At 66.4% G+C, this 12,224-nt stretch carries 8 protein-coding genes and 1 pseudogene; 5 read left to right on the forward strand and 4 right to left on the reverse strand.

The window, feature by feature from the left end:
- Positions 1–384: 384 nt before the first annotated feature.
- Entirely contained in the window at positions 385–846 is a 462-nt protein-coding gene (locus AUL32_RS03540) for an Hsp20 family protein (protein WP_061974965.1), read from the forward strand.
- Between the two features lie 138 nt (positions 847–984).
- Here AUL32_RS03540 and AUL32_RS26360 read toward each other — a convergent pair whose 3' ends face one another.
- Positions 985–1,197 (reverse strand): Rmf/CrpP family protein, encoded by a 213-nt coding sequence (locus AUL32_RS26360; RefSeq protein ID WP_062111803.1) that lies wholly within the window; start codon positions 1,195–1,197, stop codon positions 985–987.
- A gap of 87 nt (positions 1,198–1,284) precedes the next feature.
- The gene (locus AUL32_RS03550; protein ID WP_062111805.1) at positions 1,285–2,334 is read right to left on the reverse strand and encodes a threonine aldolase family protein; all 1,050 of its coding nucleotides are present in this window, start codon (positions 2,332–2,334) and stop codon (positions 1,285–1,287) included.
- 86 nt (positions 2,335–2,420) lie between these two features.
- On the opposite strand from AUL32_RS03550, the gene AUL32_RS24970 reads away from it, so the two are divergent.
- From AUL32_RS24970 to AUL32_RS03560, 4 genes and pseudogenes are all read left to right on the forward strand, one after another.
- Positions 2,421–2,630, forward strand: coding sequence for a hypothetical protein (locus tag AUL32_RS24970; RefSeq protein ID WP_156421306.1), 210 nt, complete (start codon positions 2,421–2,423; stop codon positions 2,628–2,630).
- A 279-nt stretch (positions 2,631–2,909) separates the two neighbouring features.
- Positions 2,910–7,541: pseudogene (gltB, locus tag AUL32_RS03555) on the forward strand (glutamate synthase large subunit); the annotation flags it as partial.
- A gap of 15 nt (positions 7,542–7,556) precedes the next feature.
- Positions 7,557–7,700, forward strand: a complete 144-nt coding sequence (locus tag AUL32_RS24975; protein WP_210177809.1) for a hypothetical protein — start codon at positions 7,557–7,559, stop codon at positions 7,698–7,700.
- A gap of 220 nt (positions 7,701–7,920) precedes the next feature.
- On the forward strand, positions 7,921–9,375 hold the full coding sequence (locus tag AUL32_RS03560) for a glutamate synthase subunit beta (protein WP_062111809.1): 1,455 nt from the start codon (positions 7,921–7,923) through the stop codon (positions 9,373–9,375).
- A gap of 93 nt (positions 9,376–9,468) precedes the next feature.
- On the opposite strand, the gene AUL32_RS03565 is transcribed toward AUL32_RS03560, so the two are convergent.
- Together AUL32_RS03565 and AUL32_RS03570 are read right to left on the reverse strand one after the other, a co-directional pair.
- Positions 9,469–10,863: an SGNH/GDSL hydrolase family protein gene (locus tag AUL32_RS03565; protein WP_062111811.1), complete on the reverse strand. Its 1,395-nt coding sequence runs from the start codon at positions 10,861–10,863 to the stop codon at positions 9,469–9,471.
- Between the two features lie 4 nt (positions 10,864–10,867).
- Positions 10,868–12,088 (reverse strand): lytic murein transglycosylase, encoded by a 1,221-nt coding sequence (locus AUL32_RS03570; RefSeq protein ID WP_062111813.1) that lies wholly within the window; start codon positions 12,086–12,088, stop codon positions 10,868–10,870.
- Between the last annotated feature and the right edge of the window lie 136 nt (positions 12,089–12,224).

The raw sequence follows: 12,224 nt of genomic DNA on the forward strand, positions 1-12,224 counted from the left end.
GGCGCGAAAGGGAGCCGACCTCGCAATGTGGACGAGGCCGGCTCCGCGCAACCCTGGCGGAAGGGACGGGACGCCAGGACTGTGTCCCCCCAGGCCTTTCGACCTAGCGGAGCCCGGAGATTGCGACATGGCGGATGAACGGAGGCGGAAGAGCCCGTTCAGGCGGCGTTCATCCGGTGCGCGAGCCGCAAGCTCTTGTTCCAAATGGTTGAAAAAATCCGCACGAAAAATTCGGAGGCAGGCTTGAAGGCCGATTTGGAGCTTACCATCTCCAACTCGTGGCCGCCGAACGGGGCCACTGACCCGAAGCCCTCCGCCGAAACGGGGAGGACAATCGCTTCGCGTCAAAGTCGCAAACCTGTTGCTTCCTTATGGAGAACGACCATGCGTCATGTTGATTTCGCACCCCTCTATCGCTCCACCGTCGGCTTCGACCGCCTGTTCTCGATGCTCGACACGTTGGGCTCGAACGAGGCCGCCCAGAGCTACCCGCCCTACAATATCGAGCGCACCGGCGAGAACGCCTACCGCATCACCATGGCCGTGGCCGGCTTCGGCGACGGCGAGCTTTCGATCGAGTCGCGTGAGAACACGCTGACCGTCAAGGGCGAGAAGGCGGAAGCCGAGGGTGAGAAGGCTGAGTTCCTCTATCGCGGCATTGCCGGCCGCACCTTCGAGCGCCGCTTTCAGCTGGCCGAGCATGTCGAGGTGAAGGGCGCGAGCCTGAAGAACGGCCTCCTGCACATCGACCTTCTCCGGGTGATTCCCGAGGCGATGAAGCCGCGCCGCATCGAGATCTCGAACGCCAACGCCAACGCGAAGACGATCGAGGCCAACGCAGCCTAATCGGCCTGCGTCTTTCCAATTATGAGAACGGCGTCCTTCGGGGCGCCGTTTTTTGTTGTCCCGCGAGATGCGAAGACGAAAAAGGGCCGGGTGCGAGGTGTGCGCATCCGGCCCTTTGGAGTTCAGAGGCTCAAGGCGTCAGTGCCGCGCCTCGGAGGCCGTGCCTGTCGCGCCAGCCGTGGAGTCGTTCGCTGTGCTCGACCGGAAATGGCCGGGATCGGTGTTTCGGCTCTCGGTCCAGCCTGCCATCCATTCCGCCCGAAGGCTCGACCCGACGGGATATTCGCAGGACGACATCGGATGGTTGTTTTGGAAGGCCAGCTTGCCTTGATGAAATGCGTCGGTCGCCATGAGTTCCTCCTCGTTGACTGACGTCAGGAGAAAACTCGCAAAGTCGGCCTCCGTTCCGTGATTTTCAGCGAAGCGAATCTCGCAGCCTCAGGCGATGAGCGATCCGAACCGGTCGACATCCGCCGCCTCGGTCGACCAGCTGGTGACGAGCCGCACGAGCTGCTCGTTTTCGCCGAGCCGCCCCGTGCTGCCATGGGGCATGTTCCAGTCATAGAACATGGCGCCCTCGGCCCGCAGCGCCTCAGCGGTCGGCCGTTCCAGGATCGCGAAGACCTCGTTGGAGCGCGTTTCCCAGGCTTGGCGCGCGTGGCTGGAAGCGTCGATGCCGGCGCGCAGCCGGTCGGCCATCGCGTTGGCGTGGGCGGCGAGTTCCAGCCAGAGCCCGTTTTCGAGATAGGCCATGAACTGCGCCGCCATGAAGCGCGTCTTGGAAAAGAGCTGCGCCCCGCGCTTGCGGATATAGGGGAACTGCCGGGCCTTGTCGGGGTCGAAGAAGACTACCGCTTCGGCGCACCAGCAGCCGTTCTTGGTGGCGCCGAAGGACAGGATGTCGATGCCTGCCCGCCAGGTCATGTCGGCGGGCGAGAGGTTGGTCGCCGCCAGCGCGTTGGCGAAGCGCGCCCCATCCATATGGAAGGCGAGGTCCTGCTCGTGGGCGATGGCGGCGATGGCCGAGATCTCGTCCAGGCCGTAAAGCGTGCCGACCTCACTCGCTTGGCTGATCGTCACCGCCATGGGCTGGCCCGCGTGGATGAAGCCGGGGCGAAAGCGCGCAAGCTCGTGGCGGAGATGATCCGCGTCGATCCGACCGAGCGCGCCGTCCACCGGCGCCATGCGGGCGCCATGGGTGAAGAATTCCGGCGCGCCGCACTCGTCCTCCACCACATGCGCCTCGCGGTGGCACATCACCACACCGCCCGGCCGGTTGACGGCGGCAAAGCTCAGGGAGTTGGCCGCCGTTCCCGTGCCGACGAAGAACACCGCCACCTCGCGCTCGAAAATCTCGTTGAAGCGGCGCTCCACGGCCTTGTCGAGTTCGCTGGCGCCATAGGCCGCGGCCATGCCGGCGCCATGGGTGGACAGGGCGGTGGAGATGGCCGGATGGGCGCCGGACCAATTGTCGGATGCGAAGATCATGAGAACCTTTCCCGCAGAAACCGCTTGAGAGCCTGTTTGATAGATCTGCCGGCCCCGTCCGGCGGCCCTTTTGCGCCGACGCTTCGTTGCCGATCCTCGCCGATGCCGCCAGCATCGGCTGCATCAGGCCCATCGCGAGCGACGAGAAATCGCTCGCCGACCTTTCGCCGCAGACCTATCAAACACGCTCGAACCAGCCCTTGCGCGCTTCAAACCGGGCCGTCAACGAGTTAGAAACACTCTTGAAAAAATCCAGGGAACCTGCGATAAGCTCGGAAATATGGCAGCAATGCTGACCTAATTGTCGGCGCGAAGCCGCAACATCGAACCCCGCAGACAAACGGGGCCTTGGAGTTCGGGGCCAGGATTGGCCCCTGTCGAAACGGGATCGGTTTCGGGCGTGGCGGTTCTTAGCACCGGCTGCGCCTCGTGGCCTGCCGGCAGGTTGAGCCCGCCTCGAGGCGCGGCTCGTGAAAGGGAGACGTGACGCGATGACGAAGACGCCATCCATTCTCGAGATCGAGGCCGCACAGGCTACGACCCCGCGTGTCGCCACCGTCAAACCCCGCACCTTGCCGGCGGCCCAGGGCCTGTACGATCCCGCCCGCGAGCATGACGCCTGCGGCGTCGGCTTCATCGCGCACATGAAGAATCAGAAGTCCCACTCGATCGTCGAGAAGGGCCTGAAGATCCTGCACAATCTGGAGCATCGCGGCGCTGTGGGCGCCGACCCGCTGATGGGCGACGGCGCGGGCATGCTGGTGCAGATCCCGCATGCCTTCTTCAAGGCCGAGATGGCGGCCCAGGGCGTCGAACTGCCCGAGGCCGGCCAGTACGGCGTCGGCTTCGTCTTCATGCCCAAGGAAGAAGAGCGCCGCCTTCACTTCAAGGACCTGTTCGAGCAGGCCGTGCAGGAAGAGGGCTGCGTCGTGCTCGGCTGGCGCGAGGTGCCGGTCGACAATTCCTCGCTGTCCAAGGCGCCCGATATCGCCGCCACCGAGCCGGCCCATCGCCAGATCTTCATCGGCCGCCCCGCCTCGGCGCAGACGGACGACGAGTTCGAGCGCAAGCTCTACATCATCCGCAAGGTCGTCTCGAACCGGGTCTATGCCGAGGCGCAGTCGGTCGACACCGACTTCTACGTCGTGTCGCTATCCTCGCGCACCGTGGTCTACAAGGGCATGTTCCTGAGCTATCAGGTCGGTGCCTATTACCGCGACCTGAAGGACGAGCGCTTCGAGTCCGCGCTCGCCCTCGTGCATCAGCGCTTCTCCACCAACACGTTCCCGTCCTGGCGCCTCGCTCACCCGTACCGGATGGTCGCGCACAATGGCGAGATCAACACGCTGCGCGGCAACGTCAACTGGATGGCGGCGCGTCAGGCCTCGGTGGATTCCGAGCTCTTCGGCAACGACATTTCCAAGCTCTGGCCGATCTCCTACGAGGGCCAGTCCGACACGGCTTGCTTCGACAACGCGCTCGAACTCCTGACGCAGGGCGGCTACACGCTCGCCCATGCGATGATGATGCTGATCCCCGAGGCCTGGGCCGGCAACAAGGAAATGGCGCCCGAGCGCAAGGCCTTCTACGAGTATCACGCCGCGCTCATGGAGCCGTGGGACGGCCCGGCCGCCGTGTGCTTCACCGACGGGCGCCAGATCGGCGCGACGCTGGACCGCAACGGGCTGCGGCCGGCGCGCTATGTCGTGACCGACGACGATCTCGTGATCCTTGCCTCCGAGGCGGGCACCCTGGAAGTCGCCGAGGAGCGCATCGTGCGCAAGTGGCGCCTCCAGCCGGGCCGCATGCTCCTGATCGATCTCGAGAAGGGCCGCATCGTCTCCGACGAGGAAGTGAAGGGCGAGATCGCCACGGCCAATCCCTACCGGGACTGGCTGAAGTCGACGCAGCTGATCCTGGAAGACCTGAAGCCCGTGCAGCCGCGCGACTCGCGCGCCGACGTGTCGTTGCTCGATCGTCAGCAGGCCTTCGGCTACACGCAGGAAGACACGAAGATCCTGATGGCGCCCATGGCCACGACCGGCCAGGAGGCCATCGGCTCCATGGGCACGGACACGCCGATCTCGGCCATGTCCGAGATGTCCAAGCTCCTCTACACCTATTTCAAGCAGAACTTCGCGCAGGTCACCAATCCGCCGATCGATCCGATCCGCGAAGAGCTGGTGATGAGCCTCGTGTCCTTCATCGGACCGCGGCCCAACATCTTCGACCTGGAAGGCACCTCGCGCCGCAAGCGGCTGGAAGTGCGCCAGCCCATCCTAACCAATGGCGACTTGGAGAAGATCCGCACGATCGGCCACACCGAGGACCGGTTCGACACCAAGACGCTCGACACGACCTATCCGACCGAGCAGGGCGCGGCCGGCATGGTCGGCGCGCTGGAGCGTCTGTGCGAGCGGGCCGAGGCGGCGGTCGTCGGCGGCTACAACATCATCGTCCTGTCCGACCGACAGATGGGCCCCGATCGCATTCCGATCCCGGCGCTGCTCGCGACGGCCGCCGTGCATCATCACCTGATCCGCAAGGGCCTGCGCACGGCTGCCGGCCTCGTCGTGGAATCGGGCGAGCCGCGCGAGGTGCATCACTTCGCCTGTCTCGCCGGCTACGGCGCGGAGGCGATCAACCCCTATCTCGCCTTCGACACGCTGCTGGCCATGCATGCGCGCGGCGACTTCCCGCCGGAAGTCGACGTCAAGGAAGTGGTCGGCCGTTACATCAAGTCGGTCGGCAAGGGCCTGCTCAAGGTCATGTCCAAGATGGGCATCTCGACCTACCAGAGCTATTGCGGCGCACAGATCTTCGACGCGATCGGCCTCAAGTCCGATTTCGTGAAGCGCTACTTCTTCGGCACCTCGACGACGATCGAAGGCGTCGGCCTGGAAGAGATCGCCCGCGAGACGGTGGAGCGGCATACGCGCGCCTTCTCGGCCGATCCCGTGCTTGCCCGTTCGCTCGAGATCGGCGGCGAATATGCTTACCGCATGCGCGGCGAGGCCCATATCTGGTCGCCCGACGCCGTGGCCGCGCTGCAGCATGCCGTGCGCCTCGATAGCTACGCGACTTATAAGGAATATGCCGCGATGGTGAACGGCTCGGCCGTCGCCAACCAGACCATTCGCGGCTTGTTCAAGATCCAGCTGGCCGAGGAGGTCGGTCTCCAGCCGGTGCCGATCGAGGAGGTCGAATCGGCCGCCGACATCGTGCGCCGCTTCTCCACCGGCGCGATGAGCTTCGGCTCGATCTCGCGCGAGGCGCATGCCACGCTCGCCGTCGCCATGAACCGGATCGGCGGCAAGTCGAACACGGGCGAGGGCGGCGAGGAGCCCGATCGCTACGCCGTTCTGCCGAACGGCGAGGTGAACCCCGAGCGCTCGGCCATCAAGCAGATCGCGTCCGGCCGCTTCGGCGTGACGACCGACTATCTCGTCAATGCCGACATGCTGCAGATCAAGGTCGCGCAGGGCGCCAAGCCCGGCGAGGGCGGTCAGCTGCCCGGCCACAAGGTGGACGCGACGATCGCCAAGACGCGCCACTCGACGCCGGGCGTCGGCCTGATCTCGCCGCCGCCCCATCACGACATCTACTCGATCGAGGATTTGGCGCAGCTGATCTTCGACCTGAAGAACGTCAACCCGGCGGCCGACATCTCGGTGAAGCTCGTCTCGGAAGTCGGCGTCGGCACGGTGGCCGCTGGCGTTGCCAAGGCGCGCGCCGACCACATCATCGTCTCGGGCTATGACGGCGGCACCGGCGCCTCGCCGCTGACTTCGATCAAGCATGCCGGCTCCCCCTGGGAGATGGGTCTGGCCGAGACTCAGCAGACGCTGGTGCTCAACGGGCTTCGCTCGCGCATCGCGCTGCAGGTCGACGGCGGTCTTCGTACCGGCCGCGACGTCGTCATCGGCGCGCTTCTGGGCGCCGACGAGTTCGGTTTCTCCACCGGCCCGCTGATCGCAGCCGGCTGCATCATGATGCGCAAGTGCCATCTGAACACCTGCCCGGTGGGCGTGGCGACGCAGGACCCCGTGCTGCGCAAGCGCTTCAAGGGCACGCCGGAGCACGTCATCAACTTCTTCTTCTTCGTGGCGGAAGAGGTGCGCGAGATCCTGGCCGCCATGGGCGTTCGCTCGATGGCCGAGCTGATCGGCCGGTCCGAGCGTCTCGACAAGCGCGAGCTGGTCGATCACTGGAAGGCCAAGGGGCTCGACTTCACGCGCCTGTTCCACAAGCCGGACGCGCCGGTGGAGGAGACGCTCTGGACCCGCCGTCAGGAGCATCCGATCGCCGACGTGCTCGATCGCAAGCTGATCGAACAGGCCAAGGTCGCGCTGGAAACACGCCAGCAGGTGCGCATCGAGACCGCGATCTCGAACGTCGATCGCTCGGCCGGCGCCATGCTGGCGGGCGAGGTCGCCAAGCGCTTCGGCCACAAGGGGCTCGCCGACGACACGATCTCCGTGAAGCTGACCGGCACGGCCGGCCAGAGCTTCGCGGCCTTCCTGGCGCGCGGCATCACCTTCGATCTCGTGGGCGACGGCAACGACTATGTCGGCAAGGGCCTGTCGGGCGGCAAGATCATCGTCCGTCCGCGCGAGAACACCCGCATCGTGCCCGAAGAGTCGATCATCGTCGGCAACACGGTACTCTACGGCGCCATCGCAGGCGAGTGCTACTTCCGGGGTGTCGCCGGCGAGCGTTTCGCCGTGCGCAACTCGGGCGCCATCGCGGTGGTCGAGGGCGTGGGCGACCATGGCTGCGAGTACATGACCGGCGGCGTGGTGGTGATCCTCGGGCATACGGGCCGCAACTTCGCGGCCGGCATGTCGGGCGGCATCGCCTATGTCTACGATCCCGAGGGCAACTTCGCCAACCGCTGCAACATGGCCATGGTCGAGTTGGAGCCGGTGCCGGAAGAGGACGACCTCCTGGAGAAGCTGCACCATCACGGCGGCGATCTTCAGCACAAGGGCCGGGTCGACGTGTCCTCGAACATGACCGGCCATGACGACGAGCGGCTCTACAAGCTGATCTCCAGCCATCTCCACTACACGGGCTCGACCCGCGCCAAGGAGATGCTGGACAATTGGGAGAGCTACCGCCCGAAATTCGTGAAGGTCATGCCGGTCGAGTACCGCCGTGCTCTTCTCGAAATGGAGCGGGCGCGCATGGGCGTCGCCGCCGAATAAGGCATGGCTCGGTTCTTGAACCGCCTTCATGCGGCGGTGGCGATCCTGATCGCCACCGCCATGCCCCTCGGGGTCTTGTGGGTGAACGGTTTTCTGCCGTTGCCCACCATCCCGCTCGGCGCGGCGCTGGGCGTTTCATACTGGTACTGGTGGCGCTAACCCTCGCCTCTGCCCCTCTCGCCGTTCGCATCGCGGCAAAGGGGAGGAGCGTCGTTGGGGCGCCGACAATCGCTCGCGAAGTCTGGACGCGTTCTATTCTCGCGGAATTTGGTGTAAGGCGACGCACGTCGACGCGGCCCGGTGGTTCGGGCCAGCGGGCGTCGCGCTGCGGTCTGCCGCCGCATGGCTCATGTGGCGGAACTGGAGACGGAGGGGCATTATGGGCAAGGTGACGGGCTTTCTCGAGATCGACCGCCAGACGGCGAAATACCAGCCGGCGTCCGACCGCATTCGCCATTTCCGCGAATTCACCCTGCCCATGTCGGACGAGGAAGTCGGCAAGCAGGCGGCGCGCTGCATGGATTGCGGCATTCCCTTCTGCCACGGGCCGACGGGCTGCCCCGTCCACAACCAGATCCCGGACTGGAACGACCTCGTCTATTCCGGCGACTGGGAAACGGCGATCCGCAATCTCCACTCCACCAACAATTTCCCCGAGTTCACCGGCCGCATCTGCCCCGCGCCCTGCGAGGAAGCCTGCACGCTGAACCTCGAGGATTCGCCGGTCGCCATCAAGACGGTGGAACAGGCGCTGGCCGATAAGGCCTACAAGCTCGGCCTCATCAAGCCGCAGCCGGCGGAAAAGCCGACCGGCAAGCGCGTCGCCGTGATCGGCTCCGGCCCCGCCGGCATGGCCGCCGCGCAGCAGCTCGGCCGCGCCGGCCACGACGTGCATCTGTTCGAGCGCGAGTCCCGCCCGGGCGGTCTGCTGCGCTACGGTATCCCCGACTTCAAGATGGAAAAGCACTGGATCGACAAGCGCGTGGAGCAGATGGAAGGCGAGGGCGTCACCTTCCATTGCGGCGTTGATGTCGGGCGCGACAAAACACTTGTCGAACTTCAGGCCGAGTTCGACGCGATCCTTTATTGCGGCGGCGCCGAGCGCCCGCGCGATGCCGGCATCCCGACGCACGGGCTGGAAGGCATTTATGACGCGATGCCCTATCTCGTGCAGCAGAACCGGCGCGTCGGCGGCGAAAAGGTCGAGAGCTCCGGTTGGAACGCGGGCGAGATCTGGGCCGGCGCCAAGCATGTCGTGGTGGTCGGTGGCGGCGACACGGCGTCCGACTGCGTTGGTACGGCCTTCCGCCAGGGCGCGGTGAAGGTCACGCAGCTCGACATCCGCCCGCAGCCGCCCAAGACCGAGAACAAGCTCGAAGTCTGGCCCTATTGGGCGACCAAGATGCGCGTGTCCTCGTCCCAGGCCGAGGGCGCGGTGCGCGAGTTCCAGGTCGCCACGCTCGAATTCGTCGGCGAGGACGGTCAGCTCACCGGCGTCAAGTGCGCCCAGGTGGACGAAAAGCGCAAGCCGATCCCTGGCACCGAGTTCATCATCAAGGCCGATCTCGCCTTCATCGCCATCGGCTTCGCCGGCCCGTTCATGGACGGATTCATGGCCGACGCGGGCGAAGCGCTGAAGACCAAGGCTGACAGCCGCGGCAACGTCTCGGTGCTCGCCGACGACCAACGTTATCTCACCTCGGTCGCCAAGCTCTACACTGCGGGCGACGTGCGGCGCGGGCAGTCGCTGGTGGTCTGGGCCATTCGCGAGGGGCGCCAGGCCGCGCGTGCGATCGATCTCGACCTCATGGGTTCGACCACGCTGCCGCGCTGAACCGGCGAAACGTCAAACCGATCGGAAGGGCTCGCCTCCATGCCGGGGCGGGCCTTTTTTCTTGACGGAAGCTCCGGGCCTGCGCCGATCCCGTCAGTTGACGACGGACGTGTCAGGCGTTCCCGCCTTGCCGGGGGCAGGCGCCGGCGCGGGGGCCTTGGGCTGGGGCGCGGCGGTGGGGCCGGGCGCGGGGAGGCGAAGCTCCTCCAGGCTCGTCGTGCCGCGAAAGACGATGGCGTTGTCGCGCGTGACCGGGGAAACCGCCGTGTCGCGCCCGGTCCAGTTGAACTGGTCGGCCCGGCCGGCCATCGCCGAGGTGACGACGCCCTCGCGCACCAGCTTGTCGCGCGGCGAACCGGCCCCGCCCGCCGCCTGCTGCGGTCCGCCCAACAGCTGGTCGCCGCCGTCGAGCCGGGGGTCGGCGAAGGAAACGGGGGGCGTCGCAATGGCGAGCGCGGCGTCGGCGGCGGTCGGCAGATCCTTGGCGGAGAGCTGCTGAGTGCCGAGGCTCGCCACGAAATCCTCGACATTGAGGCCGAGCGCCTTGGTCACCGGCTTTTCCACGAAGAAGGCGAGCTTCTCCTGGCCCGCGCCGGTCAGCGTGATGCCGTCGGAATTGCGCAGGCGCACGCTCTGGCCGGCCGTATCGGGGCCGGACGACACGAAGCTCCCATTGGCGTCGGTGAAGCCGTTCCAGATATCGACATATTCACCGCCCGCCATCAGCGCCACGGTGCGGAACACGTCGTTGAAATACACCATGTCCTCCGTCGCGCGGTCGGCCTGGAAGGCGGGCATGCCGACCCAGAGCAGCGGCACCTTGTGGTCCCGCACGGCCTCGGCCAGCGCCTTGGCCCGCTTGGCGTAGAGATCGGCCCATTCCTGGCTGCGAAGCGGCAGGGCGCCGTCCGGCGCGCGAATCGCCTGCCGGTCGTTGGCGCCCAGCATCACCACCACGGCGGCGGGCTTGGTCTCGTCGATCAGGGCGCCGATGGTGGCCGGCCAGTCGCGATGGTCGTCGCGCACGAGGCCGGAGGAGCCGTCCACGCGGCTGGTGACGCGGATGTCGCGGTTGTCGGCAAAGGCGTTGTCGAGCCCCTTGGCGAGCGAGCCGGCCATGAAGTCGCCGATCACCAGGACGTTGCGCGCCGTCTCGCTCTTCTCGACAGGGCCTGACGCGGCGGCCGCCGCCGCTGCGGCCGGGGCCGTGCGCGAGGGGCTGCGCCGGGTCTGCTGCTCGGCGGGCGCCTTCTTGCGCGGCTGCTGCTTGCGGATGACGCGCTGGGGTGGTGGCGGAGCCTCGTAGACGCGGTAGGACGGCCGGCTGTTGCGCGGCGGGCCGCCGAACAGCATGTCGAGAAACGAGCGCGGGCGGTCCTGCGCCAGAGCCTCCCAAGGCAGAAGAACCACCGCCACGGCCAGCGCGAGAACCGGGGCCAGCCTTGGACGGCCCTTGTGCTTGGCTTTGTGCGGCGTGCGGTCCGTCATGCGATCATTGTCTCCGCAGAAGCTCCAAGAGCGCCTTCGAGGCGTTGCCATCCTCTTCCATGCCGGCCCGGCGCTGGTAGGCGGTGATGGCGGATTTCGAGCTTTCGCCGATCTTGCCGTCGATCTTGCCGTCGTAGAGCCCGTGCTGGGTCAGGCGCTGCTGCACTTCGTAACGCTCTTCCATGCTCAAGGGAACGTAGCCGCGCGGCCAGGGCTGCGCAAAGGCGCCGTAGCCGGCGATCCGGTCGGCCAGATGCCCGACGGCGAGGGCGTATTTGTCGGCATTGTTGTAGCGCTTGATGACGAAGAAGTTCTTGGTCATCAGGAAGGCCGGGCCGCCTGCGCCGGCCGGCAGAAGCAGATTGGCACGGTCGCCGGGCGTCGGGAAGGCGCGGTTGCTGACGCGCTTGTAGCCGAGCTGCTGCCATTGCGACAGGGTCTTGGCGGCGCGCTCCTGCTTGGCCGCGCCGGCCGGGGCGACGACTTCGTAACCCCAGGTCTTGCCGCTCTGCCAGCCGTTCTTGCGCAGGAGATTGGCGGCGGTGGCGAGCGCGTCCGGCACCGAGCGCCAGATGTCGGGATGGCCGTTGCCGTCCATGTCCACGGCATAGGCCTGGTAGCTCGTCGGGATGAACTGCGTGTGGCCCATGGCACCGGCCCAGGAGCCGGTCAGCCCTTCGGGCGTGACATGGCCGTCCTGCACGATCTTGAGCGCGGCCAGAAGCTGCTGGCGCGCGAACTTGGCGCGCTTGGGGTCGAGATAGGCGAGCGTCGCCAGGGCGCGCGGCACGCTCTTCATCACGTCCTGCCGCTCCAGGATGCGGCCATAGTTGGATTCCATCGACCAGATGGCGAGGAGAATGTGCCGGTCGACGCCGAAGCGCTGCTCGATCCGGTCGAGCCACGGCTTGTATTTCACCAGCATGCGCCGGCCTTCGGCGACGGATTCTTCGTTCACGCGGTTGTCGAGATAGTCCCAAATCCGGTCCTGGAACTCGGGCTGGAAGCGCGCCTTCTGGATGACGTCTGGATCGGGCTCGGACACGCCGTCGAAGACCCGCTCGTAGACGCGCCGGCTGATGCCGCTGGCGACCGCCGTTTTCTCGAAGCCCACGATCCAGTTGCGAAAGCCCTGATCGGCAAAAGCGGGGCTGGCGGCCAGACTCGCGAGAACGAGCGTTGCGGCGCCAATGCGGGCGAGGCGGGCGGTGATCGGTCCAGGCATAGGCGGATCCTTCGTCGGACTGGTCGGGCTTTGACCTCGGAGCTTACGGACAGGATGTAAACGCTTCGTTTACCACGTCTGGACACGATAATCTGAAGTCGGTCTGGCAGCGACCACACCTTCCAGTTTTCTTGGG

The organism is Aureimonas sp. AU40 (assembly GCF_001463785.1).
In the GTDB taxonomy this organism is placed as follows: domain Bacteria; phylum Pseudomonadota; class Alphaproteobacteria; order Rhizobiales; family Rhizobiaceae; genus Aureimonas.

Bases quoted from the DNA above. Each gene is read 5' to 3' on its own strand.
- AUL32_RS03540 (WP_061974965.1), top strand. From the start codon at position 385: ATGCGTCATGTTGATTTCGCACCCCTCTATCGCTCCACCGTCGGCTTC.
- AUL32_RS26360 (WP_062111803.1), bottom strand. From the start codon at position 1,197: ATGGCGACCGACGCATTTCATCAAGGCAAGCTGGCCTTCCAAAACAAC.
- AUL32_RS03550 (WP_062111805.1), bottom strand. From the start codon at position 2,334: ATGATCTTCGCATCCGACAATTGGTCCGGCGCCCATCCGGCCATCTCC.
- AUL32_RS03560 (WP_062111809.1), top strand. From the start codon at position 7,921: ATGGGCAAGGTGACGGGCTTTCTCGAGATCGACCGCCAGACGGCGAAA.
- AUL32_RS03565 (WP_062111811.1), bottom strand. From the start codon at position 10,863: ATGACGGACCGCACGCCGCACAAAGCCAAGCACAAGGGCCGTCCAAGG.
- AUL32_RS03570 (WP_062111813.1), bottom strand. From the start codon at position 12,088: ATGCCTGGACCGATCACCGCCCGCCTCGCCCGCATTGGCGCCGCAACG.